This window comes from Nonomuraea pusilla, from assembly GCF_900109355.1.
GTDB lineage: Bacteria > Actinomycetota > Actinomycetes > Streptosporangiales > Streptosporangiaceae > Nonomuraea > Nonomuraea pusilla.
In genome coordinates, this window is record NZ_FOBF01000022.1 from 79,964 (window position 1) to 105,034 (window position 25,071).

24 protein-coding genes are annotated in these 25,071 nt (G+C 73.2%); 10 read left to right on the forward strand and 14 right to left on the reverse strand.

The window, feature by feature from the left end; all coding sequences use genetic code 11:
* Positions 1-2: 2 nt before the first annotated feature.
* Genes BMX74_RS34255 through BMX74_RS34265 form a run of 3 tightly spaced genes read right to left on the reverse strand, consistent with a single transcriptional unit; the run spans position 3 to position 3,084 of the window.
* Positions 3-842, reverse strand: a complete 840-nt coding sequence (locus tag BMX74_RS34255) for a carbohydrate ABC transporter permease (RefSeq protein ID WP_055506861.1) — start codon at positions 840-842, stop codon at positions 3-5.
* Positions 839-1,801, reverse strand: a complete 963-nt coding sequence (locus tag BMX74_RS34260) for a carbohydrate ABC transporter permease (protein ID WP_091104700.1) — start codon at positions 1,799-1,801, stop codon at positions 839-841. Before BMX74_RS34260 ends, BMX74_RS34255 begins: the two co-directional genes overlap by 4 nt.
* Entirely contained in the window at positions 1,798-3,084 is a 1,287-nt protein-coding gene (locus tag BMX74_RS34265; RefSeq protein WP_055506863.1) for an extracellular solute-binding protein, read from the reverse strand. The genes BMX74_RS34260 and BMX74_RS34265 overlap by 4 nt, the downstream gene beginning before the upstream one ends.
* Positions 3,085-3,226: 142 nt before the next feature.
* On the opposite strand from BMX74_RS34265, the gene BMX74_RS34270 reads away from it, so the two are divergent.
* From BMX74_RS34270 to BMX74_RS34280, 3 genes are all read left to right on the forward strand, one after another.
* Positions 3,227-4,246: a LacI family DNA-binding transcriptional regulator gene (locus tag BMX74_RS34270; RefSeq protein ID WP_055506864.1), complete on the forward strand. Its 1,020-nt coding sequence runs from the start codon at positions 3,227-3,229 to the stop codon at positions 4,244-4,246.
* A 71-nt stretch (positions 4,247-4,317) separates the two neighbouring features.
* The gene (locus tag BMX74_RS34275) at positions 4,318-6,132 is read left to right on the forward strand and encodes a hypothetical protein (protein ID WP_143078865.1); all 1,815 of its coding nucleotides are present in this window, start codon (positions 4,318-4,320) and stop codon (positions 6,130-6,132) included.
* A 38-nt stretch (positions 6,133-6,170) separates the two neighbouring features.
* Positions 6,171-6,521: a nucleotide pyrophosphohydrolase gene (locus BMX74_RS34280; protein ID WP_055506866.1), complete on the forward strand. Its 351-nt coding sequence runs from the start codon at positions 6,171-6,173 to the stop codon at positions 6,519-6,521.
* A gap of 69 nt (positions 6,522-6,590) precedes the next feature.
* Here the strand turns inward: BMX74_RS34280 and BMX74_RS34285 are convergent, their stop codons facing one another.
* On the reverse strand, positions 6,591-8,066 hold the full coding sequence (locus tag BMX74_RS34285; RefSeq protein ID WP_091104703.1) for an MFS transporter: 1,476 nt from the start codon (positions 8,064-8,066) through the stop codon (positions 6,591-6,593).
* Positions 8,067-8,164: 98 nt separating this feature from the next.
* Between BMX74_RS34285 and BMX74_RS34290 the strand changes: the two genes are divergently transcribed.
* Complete coding sequence (locus BMX74_RS34290) at positions 8,165-11,311, forward strand: AfsR/SARP family transcriptional regulator (RefSeq protein ID WP_091104704.1); 3,147 nt, start codon at positions 8,165-8,167, stop codon at positions 11,309-11,311.
* A 22-nt stretch (positions 11,312-11,333) separates the two neighbouring features.
* On the opposite strand, the gene BMX74_RS34295 is transcribed toward BMX74_RS34290, so the two are convergent.
* Entirely contained in the window at positions 11,334-11,780 is a 447-nt protein-coding gene (locus tag BMX74_RS34295; protein WP_055506868.1) for an SRPBCC family protein, read from the reverse strand.
* Between the two features lie 165 nt (positions 11,781-11,945).
* Here BMX74_RS34295 and BMX74_RS34300 point away from each other — a divergent pair, with 165 nt between their 5' ends.
* Positions 11,946-12,641, forward strand: a complete 696-nt coding sequence (locus BMX74_RS34300; RefSeq protein ID WP_063792265.1) for a helix-turn-helix domain-containing protein — start codon at positions 11,946-11,948, stop codon at positions 12,639-12,641.
* A gap of 93 nt (positions 12,642-12,734) precedes the next feature.
* On the opposite strand, the gene BMX74_RS45970 is transcribed toward BMX74_RS34300, so the two are convergent.
* Positions 12,735-13,634, reverse strand: a complete 900-nt coding sequence (locus BMX74_RS45970) for an Ada metal-binding domain-containing protein (RefSeq protein ID WP_177227620.1) — start codon at positions 13,632-13,634, stop codon at positions 12,735-12,737.
* Positions 13,635-13,642: 8 nt separating this feature from the next.
* Positions 13,643-14,389 carry a 2OG-Fe(II) oxygenase gene (locus BMX74_RS34315; protein ID WP_091104706.1) on the reverse strand — a complete coding sequence of 249 codons (747 nt, stop codon included), beginning with the start codon at positions 14,387-14,389 and terminating at the stop codon, positions 13,643-13,645.
* 121 nt (positions 14,390-14,510) lie between these two features.
* Between BMX74_RS34315 and BMX74_RS34320 the strand changes: the two genes are divergently transcribed.
* Positions 14,511-15,320, forward strand: a complete 810-nt coding sequence (locus tag BMX74_RS34320; protein WP_055506871.1) for an alpha/beta hydrolase — start codon at positions 14,511-14,513, stop codon at positions 15,318-15,320.
* Positions 15,321-15,362: 42 nt separating this feature from the next.
* Here BMX74_RS34320 and BMX74_RS34325 read toward each other — a convergent pair whose 3' ends face one another.
* Positions 15,363-16,034 carry a hypothetical protein gene (locus tag BMX74_RS34325; RefSeq protein WP_091104707.1) on the reverse strand — a complete coding sequence of 224 codons (672 nt, stop codon included), beginning with the start codon at positions 16,032-16,034 and terminating at the stop codon, positions 15,363-15,365.
* A gap of 142 nt (positions 16,035-16,176) precedes the next feature.
* Between BMX74_RS34325 and BMX74_RS34330 the strand changes: the two genes are divergently transcribed.
* Positions 16,177-16,791, forward strand: coding sequence for a TIGR03086 family metal-binding protein (locus tag BMX74_RS34330; protein WP_091104709.1), 615 nt, complete (start codon positions 16,177-16,179; stop codon positions 16,789-16,791).
* Positions 16,792-16,996: 205 nt separating this feature from the next.
* Here BMX74_RS34330 and BMX74_RS34335 read toward each other — a convergent pair whose 3' ends face one another.
* Positions 16,997-17,578: a DinB family protein gene (locus BMX74_RS34335; protein ID WP_055506874.1), complete on the reverse strand. Its 582-nt coding sequence runs from the start codon at positions 17,576-17,578 to the stop codon at positions 16,997-16,999.
* Between the two features lie 967 nt (positions 17,579-18,545).
* Positions 18,546-20,357, reverse strand: a complete 1,812-nt coding sequence (gene recQ, locus BMX74_RS34340) for a DNA helicase RecQ (protein WP_055506875.1) — start codon at positions 20,355-20,357, stop codon at positions 18,546-18,548.
* Between the two features lie 357 nt (positions 20,358-20,714).
* On the opposite strand from recQ, the gene BMX74_RS34345 reads away from it, so the two are divergent.
* Positions 20,715-20,960, forward strand: a complete 246-nt coding sequence (locus tag BMX74_RS34345) for a type B 50S ribosomal protein L31 (protein ID WP_055506876.1) — start codon at positions 20,715-20,717, stop codon at positions 20,958-20,960.
* Positions 20,961-21,026: 66 nt separating this feature from the next.
* On the opposite strand, the gene BMX74_RS34350 is transcribed toward BMX74_RS34345, so the two are convergent.
* A complete protein-coding gene (locus BMX74_RS34350; RefSeq protein ID WP_055506877.1) occupies positions 21,027-21,602 on the reverse strand; it encodes a helix-turn-helix domain-containing protein in 576 nt (191 codons plus the stop codon).
* Between the two features lie 115 nt (positions 21,603-21,717).
* Between BMX74_RS34350 and BMX74_RS34355 the strand changes: the two genes are divergently transcribed.
* The gene (locus BMX74_RS34355; protein WP_091104711.1) at positions 21,718-22,554 is read left to right on the forward strand and encodes an EamA family transporter; all 837 of its coding nucleotides are present in this window, start codon (positions 21,718-21,720) and stop codon (positions 22,552-22,554) included.
* 182 nt (positions 22,555-22,736) lie between these two features.
* Positions 22,737-22,973: a DUF3040 domain-containing protein gene (locus tag BMX74_RS34360; protein WP_176573514.1), complete on the forward strand. Its 237-nt coding sequence runs from the start codon at positions 22,737-22,739 to the stop codon at positions 22,971-22,973.
* Positions 22,974-22,990: 17 nt separating this feature from the next.
* Here BMX74_RS34360 and BMX74_RS34365 read toward each other — a convergent pair whose 3' ends face one another.
* The 3 genes from BMX74_RS34365 to BMX74_RS34375 form a co-directional block, all read right to left on the reverse strand.
* Positions 22,991-23,233 carry a DUF6343 family protein gene (locus tag BMX74_RS34365; RefSeq protein ID WP_055506880.1) on the reverse strand — a complete coding sequence of 81 codons (243 nt, stop codon included), beginning with the start codon at positions 23,231-23,233 and terminating at the stop codon, positions 22,991-22,993.
* Positions 23,234-23,245: 12 nt separating this feature from the next.
* On the reverse strand, positions 23,246-23,950 hold the full coding sequence (locus BMX74_RS34370; protein WP_055506881.1) for a maleylpyruvate isomerase family mycothiol-dependent enzyme: 705 nt from the start codon (positions 23,948-23,950) through the stop codon (positions 23,246-23,248).
* A 179-nt stretch (positions 23,951-24,129) separates the two neighbouring features.
* Positions 24,130-24,864, reverse strand: a complete 735-nt coding sequence (locus tag BMX74_RS34375; protein ID WP_143078868.1) for a hypothetical protein — start codon at positions 24,862-24,864, stop codon at positions 24,130-24,132.
* Between the last annotated feature and the right edge of the window lie 207 nt (positions 24,865-25,071).

Genomic DNA, 25,071 nt, shown 5'->3' on the forward strand with positions numbered 1-25,071 from the left:
GGTCAACCTTTCGTAGCACCTGCGGTCAGTCCACCGACCAGGTGGCGTTCAGCGATGGCGTAGAAGCCGAGAGCGGGCACCATGGCCAGGACGAGGTAGGCGAGGATGCGGGCGGTGTCCGAGGCGTACTGGCCCTGGAACTGCTGGACGCCGAGCGGCAGCGTCCAGGCGGACTCGTCGCTGAAGACCACCAGCGGCAGCATGAAGTTGTTCCAGCTCCCGACGAGGGCCAGCACGGAGACGGTGGCCAGCGCGGGCCGCGCCATCGGCAGCAGGATGCGCCAGAAGAACCCGAACGTGGAGCAGCCGTCGAGCGTCGCCGCCTCCTCGACCTCGCCCGGGATGCCGCGGAAGAACTGCCGCAGGATGATGATCGTCAGTGGCAGGCCGAAGGCGGCCTGCGTGAGGATGACGCCGAGCGGGTTGTCCAGCAGTCCGAACGTGCGCAGCAGCACGAAGATCGGCAGGATGGCCACCGCGAACGGGAACATCAGCCCGGCCGTGAACAGCGTGAACAGCAGCTCCCTGCCGCGGAAGGCGAACCTGGCGAAGACGAACGCCGCGAGCGCCGACAGCGCGACGACCAGCGCGGTCGAGGCGACCGCGATGAACGTGCTGTTCCAGAGCTGGCGCCAGAACGACCCGGACGCCAGCACGGCGGTGTAGTTGCCGGCCACCCAGGGGTCGGGCAGCCCGAAGGGGTTGCTGGAGAGCTGGTTGTTGTGCTTGAAGCCGCCCAGCACGGCGTACACGATCGGGACGAGGATGAACGCGCCCACGATCCACGCGACGGCGTGCAGGGGGAGGGTGTTCCTCCGCACCGCGTTCTTGGCGTGTCTCATCGCCGGCCTCCGATGGAAGTGGTGGCGCCCTCGAGGTCGCGGCGCATCACGAGCCGCTGGTAGACGAGGGCGAAGACCAGGCTCAGCGCGAACATCACGACGCTGACGGCGCTGGCGTAGCCGACCTGGGAGCGCTTGAAGCCCCACTCCATCATGGTCACGGCCATCGTCTCGGAGGAGTGCGAAGGACCGCCCTGCGTGAGGATCCACACCAGGTCGAAGAGCTGGATGGTGTAGATGACCGACAGGAACACGCTGATCCTGACCGTGGGGCCGAGCAGCGGCAGGGTGACGTGCCTGAACACCTTCCACGGCCCCGCGCCGTCGATCTTGGCGGCCTCGATGAGCTCCTCGGGGATGTTCTGCCGCCCCGCCAGGTAGATCATCATGTGGAAGCCGAAGTACTTCCACGTCATGACGAGGAAGAGCGAGTACATCACCGAGCCGGGGTCGGACAGCCATTGCGACTCCAGCCCCACGGCGCGCAGGAGCTGGTTCGCCATCCCGGACTCCGGCGACAGGATCAGCGAGAACAGCACACCGGTGATCACCTCGGACAGCACGTACGGCGCGAAGAACACGAGCCGGTAGAGGGCGCGCCCCCTGATGCGCTGGTGCAGCAGCATCGCGATGCCGAGCGAGAACGGCAGCTGCACGCAGACCGAGAAGGCGATGAGCACGACCAGGTGCCACAGGTCGTCGCGGAAGACCTCGGTGCCGAACAGGCGGGTGAAGTTGTCCAGGCCGATGAAGTTCGCGGGCAGGCCGCCGAAGCCGTTCCAGCGGAACACGCTGGAGTACATGGCGATGAGGATCGGCGCGACGACCAGCAGGAGGAACAGCACCAGCGCGGGGAGCACGAACAGGGCGATGGTCACCGACCGGCGGCGTCTCACCCGGGCGCGGGCGGCCGGGGCCGGAAGCGGGCGCGCCTCCGGCCCCCGGGTCAACGTCGTCATTCGCTCTCGCTCTTGGCCACTTCGGTGATGGACTGCACGGCCTGCTCCGGCGTCTTGGCGCCGTTGATGACCTGGGCCACGGCGTCGTTGACCTCCTGGCCGACGGCGGGCGGGTAGGCCTGGTCGAGGAAGAGCTGGAAACCGGTCGCCGAGGCCAGCGCGTCGGCCACCACCTTGAGGTTCGGGTCCTTGACCGCGCTCTCCTCGCCCTTGAGCACCGGCAGCACGGCGCCCGCCGTGACGGCCTCGCTGTGGTTGGTCTTCTCGGTGAGGAACTTGACGAAGTCCAGCGCCTCGCCCGGGGCCTGGGCTCCCAGAGCCATGCCGCCGCCCCCGCCGAACGCGTCGGTGACGGCGCCCTTGCCGCCCTCGACCGCGGGGAACGGGAAGAAGCCCAGGTCGTCGCCGAGGCCCTTGCCGGCGTCCTTCTGGACGCTCGGCGCCCACTGGCCCATCAGCTCCATCGCGGCCTTGCCGTCGCCCATCGTCGCGGCCTGGCCGTCGGGGGTGCTGTAGGCGGCGCCCTTGAAGCCGTTCTGGAACGGCTGCAGGTCGGCCAGGGCCTTGACCTGCTGCGCGGCGGCGAGGAAGTCGGGCTTGGTGAAGTCGTGGTCGGCGGCGGCCTGCTGCAGGGCGGGGAGCCCGCCGATGCGCATCGCGAGGTACGCCCAGTAGTAGTGGCCGGGCCACTTCTCCTTGCCGGCGAGCGCGATCGGCGTGACGCCCGCGGACTTCAGCTTCCTGACGTCGTCGAGGAACGCCGACCAGGTGGCGGGCGGCTCGCTGATGCCCGCCTTGGCGAAGAGCTTCTTGTTGTACCAGAAGCCGACCATGCCGATGTCGGTCGGCAGCGCGTAGGTCTTGCCGTCGAACTGGTACGCGGAGAGCGCCGCGGGGGTGAAGCCGCCGATGACGTCGCCGACGTCGCCGGTGACGTCCTTGACGAGCCCGGCGTCGATCTGCTGCTTGAGCACGCCGCCGCCCCAGGTGGCGAAGACGTCGGGGGCCTTGCCGGACTGCGTGACCGTCGTCAGCTTCGACTTGTAGGCGTCGTTCTCCAGCACGGTCATCTTGATGGTCACGTTGGGGTGCTCGGCCATGTACTCCTTGGCCCGCTTGGCGTAGATCGACTTCAGCGGCTCGGTCGTGGACAGGTGCCACCACTCGAACGTCACCTTGGCCGGGGAGCCCGCCTGGCTCTGCTGAGGACCCGCGGCCTCTCCGCTGTTGCCGCAGCCGGCGAGGAGCACGGCGGCCGCGATCAGGACGACACTGCGTTTCATTGGGGTCCTCTCCTCAGCGTGACGAAACTTTCGTGACCCCCCCGATAATTTCGATGCCTGGAGCTTAGGTATACGCGATGTAACACGTCAACAGCGAGACTGGGAGCGATCCCAAACCGAAACTTTCGGATAGACTCCGGACGTGCCAGCGAAGAAACGGGTGACGATCGCACGGATCGCGGAGGAGGCCGGGGTGTCCATCCCCACGGTCTCGAAGGTCATCAACGGCCGTCCCGAGGTCGCCCCCGCGACCCGCCACAGGGTCGAGCGGCTGCTCCAGGAGCACGGCTACCAGCGGCGCGTCAGCCAGGACGGCGGGCCGGCCGGCCTGGTCGACCTCGTGTTCGCCGAGATCGAGTCGCCATGGGCCATGGAGATCGTCCGGGGGGCGGAGAGCGCGGCCCACGAGGGCGGCGCGAGCCTCGTCATCTCGGTGCTCCACACCCACGCCGGGCCCGGCCGCGACTGGCTCGAACGGCTGGCCGCCCGGCGCACCGACGGCGTCGTCATCGTCGCCTCGCGGCTGTCGTCCGTCGTGCAGGCGCAGCTCAGCGCCCGGTCACTGCCGTTCGTCGTGGTCGACCCCGAGGGCGAGCCGCCGCCCGGCGTCGCCTCCGTCGGCGCCACCAACTGGAACGGCGGCCTGGCCGCCACCCGCCACCTGCTGGAGCTGGGCCACCGCCGCATCGGCGTGATCAGCGGCCCGGCCGACATGCTGTGCAGCCAGGCCCGCATCGACGGCTACCGCGCCGCGCTGGAGACCGCGGGCGTGCCGGTGGAGCCCGAGCTGATCCGGCGGGGCACGTTCCTCGTCGAGTCCGGGCACGACGAGGGCCACGCCCTGCTCTCGCTCGACGAGCCGCCCACCGCGATCTTCGCGGGCAGCGACCTCATGGCGTTCGGCGTGTTCGAGGCCGCCAGGCAGCGCGGGCTGCGGGTGCCCGAGGACCTCAGCGTCGTCGGGTTCGACGACCTGCCGCTCGCCAAGTCCGCCTGGCCGCCGCTCACCACCGTCCGCCAGCCGCTGCAGGAGATGGCGGCGCTCGCCACCCGTACGGTGCTGGCGATGGGGCGCGGCGACCTGCCCGAGACACGGCGGGTGGAGCTGGCCACCGAACTGATCGTCCGCGAGAGCACCGCACCGCCGCACACCGCCACTTGAAGGTCCTTCAAGTCGTCTACAAGACGGGTTCGGCACCATGATCCCTTTCTTCGGTAAGAAAGGGATTCCTCATGCGAAGGACAGCGTTGCTGCTGGGCGCCGTGACGCTCGGCAGCCTGCTGGCCGCCCCGCCCGCGCTCGCCGCACCGGCGCTCGCCTCGCCCGCGCGCGCCACGTCCGCGCTCGCCGGGCCCGGCGCGAGCGCGGCCGTCGCCCGCGTCAAGGCGAGCCCCGGCAGGCAGACGGGCGACTGCCCCACCACCGTCGGCTTCTCCGCCGTGCTCGCGCTCAAGGGCAAGGGCACCGTCCGGTACCGGTGGGTGCGCAGCGACGGCGGCAAGGGCGCCATCAGGAGCGTCCGCGTCAACGGCCCCCGCACGCTCGTGGTGAAGGACCGCCAGACCTTCGACCGCAGCGTCACCGGGTGGCAGGCCGTCGAGGTGCTCGGCAGGCGCGGGCTGTCGGGCAAGGCCCGCTTCGCCGTCTCCTGCTCGGGCCCGGCCCAGGTCTGGGACGCCTCCCACCCGCTGCCGCCGGGCGCGGACAAGCCGCTCGTGGCCGCCGCCGACGTGGACGCGCTCCCCGCGACGTACGCCGGCGCGTGCCCGACGACCGTGACGTTCAGGGCGACCATCCAGGTGTCGCGCACGCCCGCGAGGGTCGCCTACCAGTGGATCGACAGCGCCACCGGCGAGGGCCGTCCCGAGTGGATCGAGTTCGCCGCGGGCGGGACACGCATGAAGCAGGTCACGCTGCCGCTGACCGTGGGCGGGTCCACGAGCGGGTGGAAGGCCGTGCGGCTCCTCACGCCGGGCGGGCACGACTCGGGGCGGGCCGCCTACCAGGTGACGTGCAAGGACACCCCGCCGCCTTCCTCGCCCCCGCCTTCCTCGCCGCCGCCGTCGTCGCCTCCGCCCTCGGAGCCGCCGGCGCAGAAGCCCGAGGCCCGGATCGTCGCGCTCACCCCCGGCGACTACGAGGGCAACTGCGCCGAGCCCGTCGCCTACCAGGCCACCGGCCGGGTCACGCTCCCCGCGGGCGCCGCCCAGCGGGTCGCGTACTGGTGGGCGCTCGACGGCGCCACCTGGCAGCCAGGGGCGATCGACTTCCCGGCCGCCACGCAGCCGCGCTCCGCCGACGTCTCCGCCGCCTGGAACCTCGCCGCCAAGGACATGGGCACCCACAAGCTCGTCCTCAGGGCCGAGGGCGCCGCCGCCGAGGCCGCGCAGTCGTTCACGTTCCGCTGCGCGCTCCCCGACCCCGACCAGCCGAAGCTGACGATCGAGTACCTGCTGACGCCGCAGTACAAGGGCGTCTGCGACGGGACGAGCACGCTCAACACCAAGGCGCTCGTCACGGCCGACCGCGAGACCGAGATCCAGTACCGCTTCGTCGTCGACGGCAAGCCGCTGACGACCAGGTCCGAGGTGCTGAAGCCCGACCGCGTCCAGTCGATCGACGACTTCTGGTACGGCTCACTCAAGGCCAACGGCACGGGCACCGTCCGCCTGGAAGTGCTCAACCACGGCAAGCCCGTCATGGAGGCGCCGTACGCCTGGACCTGCGAGCCCCAGGGCTCCGGCGCCGTGCGCCTCGACGAGATCACGACGTCCGGCTACCACGGTGACTGCGTGCGCGCGCCGTACGTGACGGCCTTCGGCCGGTTCGCGGCCCCGAAGGGCACCCAGATCACCTACCGCTGGGTCATCGACGGAGAGCCGTGGCCCGCCAGGAAGGCCACCGTGGAAGGGAGCGGCGTGCTGCGGATCCAGGCGGCGTACTGGTCCCGGGAGGCCAGGACCGCCGGGACCGTCCGGCTGGAGGTGCTCGACCACGACAAGCCCTCGGCCTCGGCCGCCTACCCGGTGACCTGCGGGAAGCAGTAGGGCCCGCCGCGCGGGCCGGGCCGGTAGGGTCGGTCGGCGTGACGACCGAGCTGGAGCGGCTGGCGGGGCGGCTGCGCGCCTTCGCCCGTGTCAGGGACTGGGAGCAGTTCCACACGCCGAAGAACCTGGCCATGGCGTTGGCAGGCGAGGTCGGTGAGCTGGTGGCCGAGTTCCAGTGGCTCACGCCGGAGGAGTCCGCCGCGCCAGGTCCCGAGGCGTCGGCGCGCATTCGCGCCGAACTGGCCGACGTGACCCTCTACCTGGTGCGGCTCGCCGACGTCCTCGGGGTGGACCTCGTGGAGGCCGCCGAGGACAAGCTCGACGAGAACGACCGCCGCTACGACCCCGGCCGCTACCGGGGCTCCGCCAGGAAGGCCCCGCCCGCCTGATCCCCGCGAGGGCGGGCAGGCGGGCGCGCCGGACCGGGTGGCCGGTCCGGCGCGCGGGGGCGGGAGGCGTCAGGCGGCGGCGCGCCGCCTGAGCACCGCGACCGTGAGCACGGCCAGCCCGAGGAAGACGACCGTGCTGATCGCCGCCACCGTGTGCAGGCCGCTGGTGAAGGCGGCGCGGGCCAGGTCGAGCAGGTCCGGCAGGTCCTTCGCGGCGGTCGCGGCGGCCGTGATGCTCTCGCGGGCCGCCTCCACCGGCAGGTGCTCGGGCAGCGCGCCCCGGTAGACGGCGGTGCCGACGCTGCCCAGCGCGGCCACGCCCACCGCGACACCGAACTCGCCGCTCGTCTCCGTCAGCGACGCCGCCGACCCCGCCCGCTCCGGCGGCGCCGCCGTCATGATCACGGCGTTGCCCACGCCCATCGGCAGCGCGATGCCGGCCGAGGCCAGCACCAGACCGGCCACCACCAGCGCCGTTCCGCCGGTGCTCGGCACCTGGGTGTGCAGGAACAGGCCCGCCGCGCCGAGCAGCAGCCCGGCCGCCATCACGTACGCGGGGCCGAACCTGCGGGCGACCGCCGGGGCCGCCGACAGCGCGACGATCATCGCGAGGTTCTGCGGCACCAGCCACAGGCCGGCCCCCAGCGGCGAGCGCGACTCGACCGTCTGCAGGTACTGCGTGGTCATCAGGGTGGTGCCGGCCATGACGATCCCGGCCAGCAGCATGATCGTGAGCGTGGCGGCGAAGGCGCGGTCGGCGAACAGCTTCAGGTCCAGCAGCGGGCTGGCGAGCCGCCGCTGCCGCGCCGCGAACACCACGCCGCACACCGCCCCGGCCGCGACCGCCGCCACGGGCGCCACCGCCCAACCGCTCCGCGCGATCTCCTTGAGGCCGTACACGACGGGCAGGATCGTCGCCAGCGACAGCGCGACGCTCGCCGGGTCGAGCCGGCCCGCCCGCTCCTCGCGGTACTCCGGCAGCAGCCGCGGCGCGGCGACGAGCAGCACCACCATGAACGGGACGCCGAGCAGGAACGCCGAACCCCACCAGAAGTGCTCCAGCAGCAGGCCGCCCACGATCGGGCCGAGCGCCATGCCCAGCATGAAGCAGCCGTACCACAGGCCCATCGCGGTGCCCATCTGCCTGCCGTCGTGGAACATGTTCCTGATCAGCGCCAGCGACGACGGCAGCAGCGTCGCCCCCGCCACGCCGAGCAGCGCCCGCGCGCCGATCAGCATCTCCGCGCTGACCGAGTAGGCCGCCACCACCGACGCCGCCCCGAACGCCGCCGCGCCCACCATGAGCAGCCTGCGCCTGCCGACCCTGTCGCCCAGCGTGCCCATGGTGACCAGGAAGCCCGCCAGCATGAAGCTGTAGATGTCCATGATCCACAACTGCTGCGGCGCCGTCGCCCCGAGGGCGGCGCTGAGGTGCGGCAGCGCCAGGTACAGCACGCTGACGTCCACGGACAGCAGCAGGGCCACCGACGCGAGGACCGCCAGCCCGGTCCATTCCCTTCGCCCGGCGAGCGTGGAGGTGCTCATCTCGTTCCCCTTCCATGGCCTCTCGTTCGCCTCCACGATGGGGGAACCGCCTTCCGATGCCCTTCTCGCGTTCTTACGGGCCGCATAAGGTGGCCGTCATGCGTTTTGGAGTGCTTGGTCCGCTGGCGGTCTGGACCGACGCGGGCGAACCGGTGACCATCCCGGGGCTGAAGGTCCGCGCTCTCCTCGCCGACCTGCTCGTGCACGACGGCCACCCCGTCTCCGTGGACCGGCTCGTGGACGACCTGTGGGGCGAGGACCCGCCCGCCAACCCCCCGGCGGCGCTCCAGGTGCGCGTCTCGCAACTGCGCAAGGCGCTGGAGGACGCCGAACCGGGCGGCAAGAACCTCGTCGTCTCCCGCGCCCCCGGCTACCTGCTGCGGCCCGACCCCGGGGCCCTCGACGCCGGGCGCCTCGCCGACCTGCTCGCCAGGGCCGAGGCGGCGGGCAGCCCGAGGGCCAGGGCCGGGCTGCTGGGCGAGGCGCTGGCGCTGTGGCGCGGCCCGGCGTTCGCCGACTTCGCCGACGAGGAGTACGCGAGGTCGGCCGTCGTCCGGCTGGAGGAACAGCGGCTCGCCGCGCTGGAACAGCGGGCCGAGGCCCGGCTGGAGCTGGGCGAGCACGGCCTGCTCGCCGGCGAGCTGGGCGACCTGGTGGCCAGGCACCCGCTCAGGGAACGGCTGCGCGCCGTCCACATGAAAGCCCTCTACCGGGCCGGACGCCAGAGCGAGGCGCTCGCGAGCTACGGCGAACTGCGCGAGAAGCTGGCCGAGGAACTGGGCCTCGACCCCGGGCCCGAGCTGGCGGCCCTGCACCGGGCCATCCTGGCCCAGGACCCCTCGCTCGACCTGCCCGCCGACCGGCCCCTCACGAACCTGCCCGCCCCGGTCAGCAAACTCGTGGGCCGCGACGAGGCCCTGGCCGAGGTGTGCGCGCTCCTCGGCGAGGAGCGGCTGGTCACCCTCACCGGCACCGGCGGCGTGGGCAAGACCAGGCTCGCGCTGGAGGCCGCGCACCGGCTCGTCGGCGACTTCCCCGACGGCACCTGGCTCGTCCGGCTCGACCAGAGCTCCCGCTCGCCCGCCGAGGCCGTCATGGCGGCCCTCGACATCAGGGAGGACGCCACCCCCGTCGCCCCCGCCGACCGGCTCGCCGCCGCCCTCCGCGACCGGCGGCTGCTGCTCGTCCTCGACAACTGCGAACACGTCGTCGAGCAGGTCGCCGAGCTGGCCGAGGTGCTGCTGCGCGGCGCGCCCCGGCTGCGCGTGCTGGCCACCAGCAGGGAGCCGCTGGCCGTCGAGGGCGAGGTGCTGTGGAGCGTCCCGCCGCTCGGGCTGCCCGGCGGCACCGACCTCGCCGTCATGGCCCGCTCCGACGCCGTACGGCTGTTCGTCGCCCGCGCCGCGGCCGCCTCCCGCGGGTTCGCGCTTGACGCGGCCAACGCCCAGGCTGTCGCGCAGATCTGCGCCCGGCTCGACGGCATCCCGCTGGCGCTGGAACTGGCCGCCACCCGGGTGCGGGCGCTCGGCCTCGACGGCGTCGTCGCCCGGCTCGACGACCGGTTCCGGCTGCTCGCATCCGGCCAGCGGCGCGGCGCGCCCGCCAGGCAGCAGACCCTCACGGCCGTCATCGACTGGAGCTGGGACCTGCTCACCGACGAGGAACGCGTCGTGCTGCGCCGCCTGGCCGTCCACGCCGGCGGCTGCACGCTGGAGGCGGCCGAGGCGGTCTGCGCGGAGCCCGGCCTCGACGTGCTCGACCTGCTGGCCAGGCTGGTCGACCGCTCGCTCGTGGTCGTGACCGAGAGCGCGGGCGGCGTCAGGTACCGGCTGCTCGAATCCGTGGCCGAGTACTGCCTGGGCCGCCTGTCCGACGAGGGGGAGCTCGACGCGGTCCGCCGCGCCCACCTCGACCACTACGCGGGCCTGGCCGCCCGCGCCGAGCCCGAACTGTACGGCCACGGGCAGCGCGACTGGCTGCCCCGCCTCGACGCCGAGTCCGCCAACCTGCGCGTCGCGCTCGACACGGCCGCCGCGCAGGGCCTCGCCGCCGCCGCGACCGACCTGGTGAACGCGCTGGCCTGGTACTGGTTCCTGCGCGGCAGGCTGGCCGAGGGCCGGCGGGCGCTGGCCACCGCGCTGGACGTCCCCGGCGACGCGCCCGGCCGCGACCGCACCGCCGCCTGGCACGCCGGGTTCTCCCTCATGGTGGGCGAGCAGACGGACTGGCGGCCCGTGCTCGACCAGGTGCGCGACCCGCGCGCGAAGGCCAGGGCCGAGCTCTTCGTCAGCATGAGCATCCACGACATGCCCACCCAGCAGGAGCTCACCAGGGGCGCTCTCGCCGCCTTCCGCGCGCTCGGCGACCGGTGGGGCGTCGCCGCCGCCCTCGCCAGGCACGCCAGGGACGCGTACACCATGCGCGACGCCGAGGCGCTCGAACGCGACGGCGGCGAGAGCGCCCGCCTCTTCCAGGAGCTGGGCGACCGGTGGGGGCAGCTCCAGGCCACCGAGTGGATGGCCGGCCTCGCCGAGTTCGCCGGCGACCACGACCGGGCGGGCGGCCTGTTCGCCGAGGGCCTGCGGATGGCCGAGGAGCTCGGGCTCTGGCCCGACGTGGCCAAGCGCATCGCCTGGCTCGGCTGGGTCGCCCTGCACACCGGCGCGTACGACCGGGCGATCGAGCTGTGCGAACGCGGCATGCGGCTGGCCGTCGGCCAGGCGTACAAGGAGGGCGAGCTCATGGCGCGGATGGGCCTCGCCTTCGCCGCCCGCCGCTCAGGACGGCTCGACCTGGCGGAGGAGCACCTCCACCGCCTGCTCGACGGCGTCTCGCGCGACCCCGACGACGAGCCTGCCCTGATGCTGCCCGACGTCCTCGTCGAACTGGGCCTCCTGACCGAGGAGCGCGGCGACCCGGAGACGGCCGCCGAGCTGCACGCCGAGTCGTTCGCGGCGGCCAGGAAGATCGGCGACCCCCGCTCGATGACGGTCGCGGTGGAGGGCGCCGCGTCCGCCGCCCACGCGGCGGGCGCGCAGAAGCGGGCGGCCCTGCTGCTGGGGCTGGCCGCCGCCGCCCGCGAACGCAACGGGACACCGGGCGGCGCGTCGGAGCGGCACAACGTCGGCCGCGTCACGGAGGGCGTGCGCGAGGCGCTGGGGGAGGAGGCCTTCGACGCGGCCTACGGGCAGGGCGCCGCACTCGAACTGGACGACGCCCCTGCCCACTTCACCGCCCACCCCTGAACCCCCTCCAGGCAGGGGGACGTCAGGCGGCGAGGTGCTCGCCGAGGCGGTCGAAGAACTCCACCCAGCCCGCCTTCGCCTGCTCGGCGTGCGCCTCGTCGGTGTTGACGCCGAACTGGTGGAAGCGCATCTCGGTCTTGCCGTCCGCCTCGGTCAGCTCGACCGTCACCACGGAGGCGGGGCCGTCGCCCGGGTCGTCCGGGTCGCCGGTGGTCAGCACCAGCCGCTCCGGCGCCCTCACCTCCCGGTACACGCCGCCCAGCGTCGCCTCGAACCCGTCCTCGCCCACCAGCGTCGCCTGCCAGGCGCCGCCCGGCCGGGCGTCCAGGACGATCCTGCCCACCGGGGTGCTCAGCATCCGCGGGCCGAACCAGCGGGAGAAGCGCTCCGGCTCCGTCCAGGCCGCGTACACGGCCTCGCGCGGGGCGTCGTACACGCGGGTGATCTCGTACTCGGCGGTCTGCGTCATGGTCGTGGTCCTTCTCGCTCGGCTGCCCGGTTCGGCTTCCCTGTCGATGTCCCAACGATGCCGCGCCGCGCTTACGATCGCCTTCCCCTCACCTTAAGCCCGGGGTGCCGGACGTACAGATGCTCTCGGATCGGGCATGGCGGGCGGGCACGCTAGGCTGCGCGGGTGGACAGCGCAGAGTTGAAGGACCGCGTACGCGAGCTGCGAGGCCAGGGCCGGTCGCCCAAGGAGATCGCCCGCGCGCTCAAGGTGGCGCCCTCGGTCGTGGCGCCGCTGGTGCGGGAGCTCGCCGCCGAGGCGGGGCCGGTCGAGCCCGAGGTCGTCGGGTGCTGGATGAACGTCGGCTGGAGCGCCGGGCTCGCCGTCGACCCGGCCCGGGGCTGGGTCGACGAGGCGCCCGACGCGGGCGCGGGCGGCATGGTGTGCGTGCTCGTCGCCCGGCGGCACACCTGGGACAAGATGACCGTCTGCGGCTACCTCGCCGACGTCTACTGCCTCGGCGTCAAGAACACCATCGGCCCCGACGTCCTCGACGAGCGCGACCTCCGGCGCTTCCGCGAGTACTTCTTCGGCGACTACACGGGCTGGCAGGAGGTGCCGATCGAGCTGGCGCAGCACCTGGTGTTCGGGTCGGTCGACTACGCCCGCACGCTCGGGTTCGAGCCGCACGAGGACTTCGAGCCGGTCGCGCACCTGCTGGGCGAGTGGCAGGGGCCGTCGGCCATCACGTTCGGCCGCGACGGGCGGCCGTTCTACGTGCAGGGCCCGCACGACGACCCGGGCAAGGTCCTGCGCATCCTCCAGCGCAAGCTGACCCTCGACGACTTCGACTACGTCACCGACGCCTCGATCACCGCCTGACCCCGGTCCCCGGCCCCCGCCGCACGCCCTCCGGGCCCCTGGCCGGGGCAGGCGTGGGCGGGCGGAGGGCGGTCTCGGTAGGCCGCTGATGGCTCAGTGTCCTGCCGGTGACGGGTCGAGGTGGATGAGGGCGCGGCCGGCGCGCCAGACGGCGCCGTCCACGGTCGCGCCCCGCATGCCCTCCACCGTCCCCGGCGGCGCCAGCGCCACCGCGCCCGCCACGCCGGCGAACCCGAACGTCCGCCGCGGGTCCCACGCCGTGCTCCGGCGCAGCCGCTCCGCCATCCCGGCCCAGCCGGGCGCCGCCCCGGCCACCACCCAGGCGTCGGGTTCGCCCGCGGTGAACCTCCTGGCCTGACGCAGCCACGACGCCGCCCTCTCCGGCCACTCGACCACGGCGAGCACCGTGCCCCCTCGCCCGGCGTCGTCGAGCGCGCCGCCCCAGATGGTGGCGAACGCCTCGGCCGCCGGCCCGCCTTCCCAGGCGGTGGCGAACGCCTCGGCCGCCGGCCCGCCGTCCCGGCCGTGGCCGATGGCGACCGCTCTCGCGCCCGAGGCGCGGACGAGCGCCAGCACCGCCACCAGTTCCGCCGCCAGTTCCGCCGCCGGGTCCGCCGCCAGTTCCGCCGCCGGGTCCGCCGCCGGGTCCGCCGCCGGGTCCGTCCGCCGGCCCGGCCGAGCGGGGACCGCCCGCCCGTCCCGCCGAGCCGCGTCCGCCTCGGCCTCCCAGGCGCCGCCGTCCTCCCCTGATCGCCAGGCCGCGTACTCCTCCGGCAGGCAGACCGCGCACGGGCGGTAGCCGGCCGCGCGGGCCGTCGCCGCGTCCGCGAAGAAGACACGCTGACCCGCGTAGCCGCCCCTGGCCAGCGCGCGCAGCGCGGACGGGCAGTCGAGCCGCCCGTACAGGCGGGCGCCCCGGTGCCCGCCCAGCGTCCCGGGTTCCTGGCTCGGGTAGGGGCGGCCGTCCGGCCCCACCAGTGTGTACGTCCCCATGGGGCCGCTCACCGGGCGTCGTGGAAGACCAGGCCGAGCGTGTGCCGCAGCCCCGACCTGACCACGCTCACCCCGTGCCGCACCGGCGAGGCCGACCAGCCGCGCGCCGACCGCACCGGCCGCTCGCGCGTCGTGAACACCAGCCCGCGCCCCTGCGGCAGCGGCGTCGCCGTGCCCCGCGACTGCGCCCGCGCCCGCTGCTCCACCAGCAGGAACTCGCCGCCCGTGTAGTCCTCGCCGGGCCGGTCGAGGCCGATGACGACCTGGAGCGGGAACACCAGGTCGCCGTACAGGTCCTGGTGCAGCGCGTTCCAGTCGCCCTCGCGGTAGCGCAGCAGGATCGGCGTCGGCCTGGTCTGTCCCGCCCGGTGGCACCTGTCCAGCCACTCGTCCAGGTCGTCGGGCCAGGGGGCCGGGCGTCCCAGCCGGGCCGCCCACTCGCGGGCGATCGGCAGCAGGCGCGGGTAGAACGCCGCCCGCAACTCCTCCACCAGAGGGGGGAACGGGCGGCCGAAGTAGCGGTACTGCCCACGTCCGAACCGGTAGCGCTCCATGTCGATCGTGGAGCGGAACAGCCCTGCCTCGTCGTACAGGCCGGAGACGCCCGCGCACTCCTCGGGTGTGAGCACCTGCGGCGTGAGCGCGCAGCCGAGGGCGTCCATGTCCCTGGCGAGCGTCGTCCAATCGGCTTCCGCGACGGCTTCCGTGATGGTTCCTGTGACGGTTCCTGCGTCGGTTTCTGTGACGGCTTCCATGCCGGGTACAACACCGGGACGGCCCCCCGATCTCGGCGGTTTCCGGACCTCGTGACAGGGGGACGGCCCGCGGCGTAACGTCACCGGCGTCCGGCAGGGACGCAGAGCAGGGGGAGCAGGCATGGCGGAGTCCCGAGAGCACACCTTCACCGGCACCCGCGGGCTGAACGTCGTCCGCGAATGGCCCCGTGACGACCCCCGGTACCTGGCGATCCTGGTCCACGGCTACGGCGAGCACATCGGCCGCTACGAACACGTCGCCGACCACCTGGTACGCCACGGCGCCGCCGTGTACGGCGCCGACCACATGGGACACGGCAGATCCGAGGGCGACAGGGTGCTCATCGAGGACTTCGAGGACGTCGTGACCGACGTCCACACCGTCGAGGAGCGCGCCAGGGCGCAGCACCCGGGCGTCCCCGTCGTGGTGATCGGCCACTCCATGGGCGGCATGATCGCGGCCCGCCACGCCCAGCGCCACGGCGCCGGGCTCGCCGCGCTCGTCATGTCCGGGCCGGTCATCGGGGAGTGGGAGGTCGTGCCCGCCCTGCTCGCCCTGGACGAACTGCCCGACATCCCCATCGACCCCGCCACGCTCTCCCGCGACCCCGCCGTGGGCGCCGCGTACGCCGCCGACCCGCTGGTCTGGCACGGGCCCTTCAAACGGCCCACCCTGGAGGCGTTCGCCGCCACGCTCGACGCCATCGCCAAGGGCGGCGGCCTCGGCGACCTCCCGACGCTGTGGGTGCACGGCGAGGACGACCGGCTGGTGCCGCTGTCGGGCAGCCGTCCAGGCGTCGCGGCGATCGGCGGCACCAGGCTGGTCGAGCGCGTCTACCCGGGCGCCCGCCACGAGGTCTTCAACGAGACCACCAAGGACGAGATCCTCACCGACGTCACCGGCTTCATCGACCGGGCCCTCGACCTCTGACGCCTTCCTCGCTCCCCTGTCGGCAGGGCCCGCCCGGCCGCCTCACCGCACGGACAGCCAGACATACCCCGAGCCCCGCGTCCGCGTCAGCTCGATCTTCCAGCAGCCCGCCTTCGGGAACGTGAAGCCGGTGCCCCACTCCTGGCCCGGCCGCTGCCAGGAGGAGCCGCTGTGCTCCTCCGGCCCGAACACCACCCTGGCCGGGGTGCCGTCACGGCGCCGTGCGACGACCGTCAGCGGGCCCTCCCCGGTCATCCGCCAGACGATCTTCACCTCGTCGCCGTGCCTGATCGGCAGGCGCCGCGCGAACAGCAACCCCCACAGCTCGGCGTCCCGGGCCGTGCCGCGGACCTCAGGCAGCTTCTCCCCGTTCAGGTATATGGGAGTGCCGCCGCACCCCTTCTGCGTCCTGGTGGGGCGGGGGGTGGCCGTGACCTTCCTGTGGGGGAGGGCCCTCGGCCTGGCACGGTCGTCTCTCCTCGCCGGTCGCGCCCCCGTCCTCGTGGGGGTGGGCGACGCGCTCGGGCTGCTCTCCCGCGCGTACGGCTCCGGCCGGCTGCTGTGGCCGCCCGACGCCGTCCCCTGCCCGCCGTTTCCGAACCCGCCGTTTCCGTGCGTCCCCTGCCGGCTCGTCCCGCGCCGGCCGTGCCCCGTGGGCCCGCAGGCCGTCACGCAGGCAGCGACCGCCAGGAGCACCGCGATCCACCGTCTCATCGCACCTCCTCACCTTCCGTACGCCGCGACCGGCAGAAAGGTTCGCCACGGGCGGGAAAGCCGCCGTGCCGATGCGAAGCGGCCGCGGGCCGGCGATGACTTCGGGGCGTCGCGGAGGTCTCCATCCTCTGAGGAGGCGAACATGCTTGGACTGTCGCTGCTGGAACGCGCCGTGGACTACACCCAGGGAAGCCTGCGGGTCGTGACCAGGACGGCGCTGTGCCGTCCCACCCCGTGCGCCGGCTGGACCCTGGGCACCCTGCTCGCCCACCTGGACGACTCGTTACGGGCCCTACGCGAGGCCGCCGACGGAGACGTCGCCCTCGCCGGTCGTCCGTCGGCGCGCGCCGCCCGCACCCCGCTGCTGGTGAGGGACACCGTCGCCGACGTCCTCACCGCCTGGAGGCACCCCTTCCACACACAGGGAGAACGAGACGGCACCGTCGAGGCCGGGGAACCGGGTGCCGTGGCTCAGTCGTGCGGCGGCGTGGGGGTGGGCGACCGGTGGCTGAGCCGGCCCGTCGTGGCCGCCGTGGGGGCGATGGAGGTGGCCGTCCACGGCTGGGACGTCGCCGCGGCCTGCGGTGAGCCGCGGCCCATGCCGGACCCGCTCGCCGAGGAACTGCTCGACCTGGCGCCGCTCTTCGTGGCCCCGGCCGACAGACCGGGCAGGTTCGCCCCCGCGGTGCAGGTCATGCCGTACGCCTCCGCCCACGATCGGCTCCTCGCCTACCTGGGCCGCGACCCCCACCACTGACCGGCCGGTCGAACCGGGAGCCCGGGGTCGGCTCGTCTGGCCGGGCGGTCGAACCGGGAGCCCGGGGTCGGCTCGTCTGACCGGCCGGTCGAACCGGGAGCCCGGGGTCGGCTCGTCTGGCCGGGCGGTCGAACCGGGAGCCCGGGGTCGGCTCGTCTGACCGGCCGGTCGAACCGGGAGCCCGGGGTCGGCTCGTGTTCGCCGCTCAGGTGGACTTCTGCCCGTCGAGCGTCTCGCGCAGGATGTCGGCGTGGCCGGCGTGCTGCGCGGTCTCGGCGATGACGTGCGCCAGCACGCGTCGCACGCTGTAGACCGTCCCAGGCTGGTGCCACGGCGCCTCCGACAGCGGGTGGGTGGCCGACAGGTCGGGGACGGCGGCGACGATCTCCACGGTGCGGGCCGCGACCGCCTCGTAGCGCTCGACGATGCCGGCCAGCGTCTCGCCGGGCTGCATCTGGAACTCGTTCTGGTGGTCGATCGCCCACTGCGGGTACTCGCGGGCCGTGCCCGCCTCCAAGTCCGCCCAGCTCACCCCTTCGGGCAGGTCGAAGCGCATGGCCGACGGGCCCTCCACCACGAACCTCAGCCAGGCGTCCTCCATGGACGCGACGTGCTTGACCAGGCCGCCGAGGCACAGCGCGCTGGCCGCCGGGCGCTTGCCGGCCTGCTCGTCGCTGAGCCCGCGCACGGCGGTGAGCAGGGCGGACCGCGAGGTCGCGAGCTGGTCGAGCAGGTCGGCCCGCTCGGGGTCGAGAGTCCGGGACGTCTCGGTGACGGCAGCGGTCATCGTTTCAGGTCCTTCCGGTCGTCGTCAGGTACGAGGGGACTCTCGCAGCCGATGCGGCCAAGCTCTGTCCTCTTTCTCACGGACACTGCGACGTCATCTCCAGAAGGGGCTCACGGGAATGGTCACGGGGCTGGGGAGGGAAATGTCACCTCTGTGCATCAGGTGGTCGTGACCACCGGCTTCGCCTGGGGCGGTCGCCGCGGGGCAGGAGCCGAGGCGACACCGGCTGGGCGCACACCGTACGATCACCTGTGGACGGTGTGACCGCCCTGCGCGACGGGAAGCCCCGTCCGGCCCGGCCGGCCGGCGGTGACGGAGTTCGCCGTGGCCCGGCCGAGTGACGTGGTGGCGACGACCGTTCTTCGTGCGGCCGTCGCCCCCACCACCCACCACATTCTCAAAGCATCAGGCTCCCGTGGTGGTTCGTCAGCGCATCGGCCGACGACGCTGATGCGGAGGGCGCACTGCTCGCGACGGGATCGCTGATCTCCACAGGAGCGGTGGAATGTGTAGGTAATGTGCCTGGAGTGCGCGAACGGAGGAAGACGCCGCTCGTTCACGTCGAGGGCACCGCTTCTCGGAGCGCCGGCCGGGTCGGGGGCGAGCCGGCCGAGGTCCACGTACACCAAGAGACGCGCCGAAACCCGCATCCAGATCACGTCCCAGTGAGCGCCACCTCCCACCGTACGGAGGCCGCCACGCATGGCCGGGCGGCCCGGCGGCCCGGCGGCGCGGCGGCGTGGCGGCGCGGCGGCCCGATGGCGTGGCGGCGCGATGGCGCGATGGCCCGATGGCGCAGTGGGGCGGTGGCGCGGCGGCGCGATGGCCCGGTGGCGCGGTGGCGCGGTGCGGCGGTGCGGCGGCGGTGCGCGCATCAACCGCCTTTTCGCCTGGTTCGCCGGTTGATGAAGCTCTGGAGGCGGCGTCCGCCGGGTGATGAAGCTCTGGCGGTGTGGCGCCGCCGCTGTCAGGGGGTGGCGGCGAGGGTCTCCAGGACCTGCTCGCCGTACTTGGCGAGCTTGTTCTCGCCGACTCCGCTGACCTGGCCGAGCTCCTCCATCGACGACGGGACGCGGGTGGCGATCTCGCGCAGCGTGGCGTCATGGAAGATCACGTACGCCGGGACGCCCTGCTCCTTGGCGGTGGCGGCCCGCCAGGAGCGCAGGCGCTCGAACAGCGGGGCGGCCTCCTCGGGCAGGTCGGCGGCGGCGGCGCGGGCACCGGCGGAGGCCGGGCGGGCGCGGGCAGGCCGGGCGGCGTCGCGGCGCAGCCGGACCTCCCGCTGGCCCCGCAGGACGGCGGCGCTGGCGTCGGTGAGCACGAGGGCGCCGTAGTCGGACTCGACCCCGAGCAGCCCCTGCGCGAGGAGCTGCCGCACGACGGCGTGCCATTCGCCGGCGCTCAGCTCGCTGCCGACGCCGAACACGGTCAGGGTCTCGTGCCCGTGCTGCAGCACCTTGGCCGTGGTCTTTCCGAGCAGGATGTCGACGATCTGCCCCACGCCGAACTTCTGCCTCCGCTCGCGGGCGAGCCGCAGCACGGTGGAGAGCGCCTTCTGGGCGGCGACGGTGCCGTCCCACGACTCGGGAGGAGTCTGGCAGGTGTCGCAGTTGCCGCAGGGCTCGGCGCCCTTCTGGCCGAAGTAGTCGAGGAGCATGACCCTGCGGCACCCGGTGGTCTCGCACAGCGCCAGCATGGCGTCGAGGTGGAGCACCTGCCGTCGGCGGTGCGCCTCGTCGCCCTCCATCGCCAGCCGCCGGTGCTGGACGACGTCCTGCAGCCCGTACGCCAGCCAGGCCGTGGCGGGCAGGCCGTCGCGGCCGGCACGCCCGGTCTCCTGGTAGTAGCCCTCGACGGACTTCGGCAGGTCGAGATGGGCCACGAACCGGACGTCGGGCTTGTCGATGCCCATGCCGAACGCGATGGTGGCGACCACGACGAGGCCGTCCTCGCGCAGGAAGCGGGCCTGGTGCGCGGCGCGGGTGGGGGCGTCGAGCCCGGCGTGGTACGGCACGGCCGGGACGCCGTTGGCGGCGAGGAACTCGGCGGTCTTCTCGACGGACGACCGTGACAGGCAGTAGACGATGCCCGCGTCGCCGGGGTGCTCGGTGCGCAGGAAGTCGAGGAGCTGCCGCTTGGGCTCGCTCTTGGGGGTGATGCGGTAGTGGATGTTGGGCCGGTCGAAGCCGGCCACGAAGTGCCGGGCCTGGTCGAGGCCGAGCCTGGAGGAGATCTCGGCGTGGGTGGCCGGGGTGGCGGTGGCGGTGAGCGCGACGCGCGGGACGTCGGGCCAGCGTTCGCTCAGCTCGGACAGCGTGAGGTAGTCGGGGCGGAAGTCGTGGCCCCACTGGGAGACGCAGTGGGCCTCGTCGATGGCGAACAGCGAGATCTCGCCGGCCGAGAGCAGCCGCGTGGTGGCGTCGAGGCGGAGCCGTTCGGGCGCGAGGTAGAGCAGGTCGAGCTCGCCGGCGAGGAAGGCGGTCTCGACGGCGCGGCGCTCGTCGGCGCCCTGGGTGGAGTTGAGGAACCCGGCGCGCACGCCGAGGGCGCGCAGCGCGTCGACCTGGTCCTGCATGAGCGCGATCAGCGGGGAGACGACCACGCCGGTGCCCGGCCTGACGAGGGCCGGGATCTGGTAGCACAGCGACTTGCCGCCGCCGGTGGGCATCAGCACGAGCGCGTCGCCGCCGGCCACGACGTGGTCGATGATCTCCTGCTGGCCCGCCCGGAACGCGTCGTAGCCGAAGACGCGGTGCAGAACCTCGGTGGGGGTATCCATGCGGCTACCTTACGTGTCCGGTGGAGCGCCCACCGCCCGTTCGCCCTCGGCGATCAGCGCCCGCCCGGACTCCTGCTGGTATGCCCCTTATGTACGTGGTGACCGGAGGCGGGCGCGGCATCGGGGTGAACCCCGTGGCGCTGGGCTCGGCGGCGACGGAGCGTTACGGCGCCCTGTCGCTGTCCGCCAGGCCGGAGGTGGCCGGGCCGCACCCGCTGGGCGGACTGTCGCGGGAGGCGGCGTTCGTCGGCGGCGATGACGCTGCCCGTGGACGGCGGCGGGCCGGTGCTCGGACTGGATCCGGAGATGCGGCGCGAACGAGGGAATGAAAACCGTTTCCACTTGGTTCAAGGGGGCATGAAGAAGAACCTGCACCCCGCGTACCGTCCGGTCGTGTTCCGCGACCCGAGCGCCGGCTTCGCCTTCCTCACCCGTTCGACCCTGACGAGCACTCGGACGGTCGAGTGGGAGGACGGCAGGACGTACCCGGTCGTGGACGTGGACGTGTCGTCCGCCAGTCACCCCTTCTACACCGGCCGGGGCCGCATCCTCGACTCCGCGGGCCGGGTCGAGCGCTTCAACCAGCGCTACGGCAGGGCCTGACCCTGCGGCGGGGGCGACGGCCGCACAGGCCGCCGCCCGCCGCCCTTCCCGCCCCTGGTGGCCGCGTCAGGCGGGGCCGGGCGGCAGCTGGACGGTCATGACCAGGTGGCAGGCGCCGGTGCCCGAGCCGCGGTAGGCGTGCGGGACGTCGCCGTTGAACGTGGCGGTCTGCCCGGCCTCCACGGCGTGCTCGGCGCCGTCGACGACCAGGGTCATCCGGCCGGCGGTGACGCTGACGGTCTCCACGACCCCTGCCTGGTGCGGATGGCTGTGGTACTCCTCGTCCGGTTCCAGCCGCCAGCGCCAGACCTCGACGGGGGCGGGACCCGGTGTCGTCAGCATGAGGCGCGCCTCGCCGCCCCGCTCTCCCGTCCACAGCGGTGCGACGGCGTCGGCGGCGACGACGCGGACGCGGCCTTCCGGCGGCCCCTCCATCAGTGCGGACACCGGGACGCCGAGGGTGTCGGCGAGCCGGACCAGGGTGGCCAGGTTGGGGTTGCCCTGGGCTTTCTCCAGCCCTACCAGGGCGCCCTTGCTGACCTGGGCGCGCCTGCCGAGTTCCTCCAGGGACAGGCCCGCGCGAACGCGGGCCGCCCGGACGTTGTTCGCGACCGCCCGCAGGGCCGCGGCCGTCTCGACCATCTGATCACCCCTTCTTCGTCCAATGGAATGTACCTTCCGGTCGTTTGATTAGACTGAGACCGGTCAATCTGCTGTACGATGTGGTCGTTCCATTGAATGGTAAGGGAAGGGCGCCGTGATCGCTCTGCTGCTGGCCCTGGGCAGCTCGCTGGCCTACGGGTGCGCCGACTTCCTCGGTGGCCTGGGGGCCCGCAAGGCTCATGTGCTCCGTACCGTGATGATCGCGGCCCCGGCGAGCCTCACGGTCGAGCTGCTGCTGTGGCCGGTGCTCGGCGCCTCGTTCGGCCCCGCCGTCCTGGGCTGGGGCGCCGCGTCGGGCGTGGCGTCGGCCGCCGCGTTCGCGCTGCTCTACCGCACCCTGGCGATCGGGCCGATGAACGTGCTGTCGCCCGTGACCGCGCTGGTCTCCGCCGCGCTGCCCGTCGGCGTGGGCCTGCTGCAGGGCGAGCACCTGTCCGCCGCCGCACTGGCGGGCCTGCCGCTCGCGCTGGTCGCGGTGGTGCTGGTCAGCGCCGGGCACGGCGCGGGCTCGGCGCGTCCCTCCCGTACGGCGCTGCTGCTGGCGTTCGGCGCCGGCGCCGCCATCGCGCTTCAGCTGGTCTTCCTGCACCAGGCGCCGTCCGGCAGCGGGGTGGGTCCGCTGATCGTGGGCCGGGCGGTCTCCTCGGCCGTCACCCTGGCCGCGGCGGGGCTGATGCGCCGCAGGCTGGGCCCGGAGCGGCCCGCGTACGCGCTGTCGGCGGCGGCGGGTGTGCTGGACTCCGTGGCGAACCTGCTGTTCCTGCTCGCGGTCCGCAGCGGCGACCTCGCCGTCGTCGCCGTGGTCACCGCTCTCTACCCGGCCGGCACGGTCCTGCTCGCGCGCGGCGTGCTCGCCGAGCGCATCCACCGCGGCCAGCTCGCCGGCCTGGGCGCCGCCGCCGTCGCCGTCAGCCTCCTCGCCCTGGCCTGAGCAGGCCCCGGCCGCCGCTCGTCGCCGTGCCCGCCCGCCGTGCCCGCCCGCCGTGCCCACCTGCCGTGCCCGCCTGCCGGGGCCCTGCCGGGCGGCTGCGCGGGTCGTCCTGCGCGGGCACTCATACTTGCGGCGGGCTGGGGTAAAAGGCAGTCACCGGCGTGGAAGCAATGGTGATCGCTATGAGTCTTTCCGGGAAGGAACGTCGCATCCTCGCTGAGATCGAGCAGGCCCTCGAACAGGAGGATCCCGAGATGGCCCGGCGCGTGGCGGCGATCAACTGGGTCGAGTCGGGCGGGGAGTTCCCCCAGGCGTACGGCGCGCGGCTGAGGGTGTGGGTGCTGACCCATGTCTGGACGATACTCACGCTCGCCGCGCTGACGATCCTCCTGCTGTTCCTGGCGGTGCTCACCTCCTGAGAGCGGCCGGGGAGCGGTCAGCGGCCCCGTTCGCGGCGTCGCCGCAGGACGGCGAGGTCCGCCGCCGCGACGACGGCGACGGCTCCCGCTATCGCCGCCTCCCAGCCCCAGACCGCCTGGCCGGTGCTCATGGCGCGTACGACGAAGAACACCGCCGCGATCACGGCGACCACGAGCGCCACCAGCGACAGCGCGCGCCTGGCGCCCAGCGGGCTGCGCGCGGTGACCGGCTCCGTCCCCTGGCGGTTGCGCAGCCACATGACCGGCTCCTCTCAGGCCAGGCACCTCAGCGCCGACACCAGGCGCGGGTCCAGGCCGTCGCGGGGCTTGAGCCGCCCCACGGTCGCCTCCACGAACTCGGGGTACGACAGGGTGCTGCTCGCCCCGTCCGCGTACGCCCAGATGTCGTCGGCCGTCTGCTCCACCTGGACGTCGGCGTCCTGCTCGGCCAGGGCGAAGCGCCCGACGGCGACGCGCCAGAAGGTCCTGTCGTCGGCCTCCTCGTCCGAGACGGGCGCGCCCACGTCGTCGGCGTGGGTGGCGTACTCGGAGCTGTAGTGGAACGCCTGCCTGCCGGCCGGGTACGGGCCGACCATGGTGTCGAGCCGCCCCTCGGGGCCGAGGGCGCGCATGCGGCGCCTGGTCTCGGCGTTCTTCGACCGCCACTCGGCGAGCACGTCCTCGACGGGCAGGTCGCGGCGGCTTTCGACGCACCACTCGTTGAAGTCGTTGTAGCCGGACACGCCCTCGACGGCCAGCCTGGCCAGCAGGTCCTGGACGGTGCCGTCGAGCGCGGCCTGGTTGTAGAGCTCCTCGCCGGCCAGGTGGGCGAGCACGTCGCGCACGGACCAGCCGTCGCAGCGGGAGGGCCGCCGCCAGCCCGCCTCGTCGAGGCCGCCGAAGAAGCGGTCGAGCCGCTCCGCCTCGGCGTCGAAGATGTCGAACGGGTTGTAGTCCTTGAGCAGCTCCTCGGCCATACCGGGACGCTACCCGCGAGCCCCCGCTTCTCACGGGGAGGCCCGCCGTCCCCGCTCAAGGCGAAGGCCCGGCCCCTGCGAAGGGACCGGGCCTCACGGGCGCCCGGCCCCTCGGAAGGGGCCGGGCCTCGCGGGTTCTCAGGGATCACCGGCCGCGGGGGCCGGGCCTGAGGTCACTGCTAGCGGTGCCAGCGGTGGCTGTAGACCCGCACGTAGTCGTAGCGGCTGGTCGAGCCGTTCAGCTCGTCGTTGCCGTCGTAGACGGCCTTGAAGGTGCCGCTGCGCCAGGCGCGCGTCTTGGCGGTGAACTTGCCGCCCCACTTGGTCGTGGCGGAGGTGACCCACTTCCAGCCGCTGGTGCCGTTGGCCCGGTAGTAGACGTTCACCTTCTCGCCGCGGACGCCTTCCCAGCCCTCGTCGTCCACCTGGAGGCGGCCGGAGAACCAGACCGACCGGCCCTGACGGACCTTGGAGGGCCCGGCGTCGAAGCGCGAGATGCGCGTGTCCGCCTTGCCCTTCTGGATCTCGACGTTGAAGAAGGCGACGTCCTTCGCGATCTCCTTGTTGGCGTCGTCGAAGGCGACGGCGGTGGCCCGCCACTTGCCGTGGGCGTCGCCCTCGTTGAAGGCGACGGCGAAGCGCCAGCCCTCGAGGTCCTTGACGTCCTTGGCGGCGAAGGTGCGGACGCCGTCGGCCGGCGAGACGCTGAACTCGACCTTCTTGACGTCGGAGCTGGCGCCGACGTCGAAGTAGGCGGTCGTCTCGCTGCCGGCCTTCACCACGACCGGATTCGGCGAGATGTCGCGGATCTTGAGCTGGGTGTCGACCTTGGTGGCCGAGGCGGCGCCCGCGCCCGACACCAGCATGGCTCCGCCGATCAGGGCGGAGACGATTCCTACAGCGATCTTTCTCATGAGGGTGCTGATTCCTCTCCCCGTATGGCCTGGAGCCGGCTCGGGACGCCGACTCCCTTTACTACTTTGAGGCACGGGATCAGGAAAAGGTTGGCTAAAACTATGAGAAATATTTGATCACGTGCTTATCCAGGGGTAATGGACCAAAATCCTTTTTGGGTCGCATGACCAACTACTCTGCGTTGACCATCGGACTGTTCGACGCCG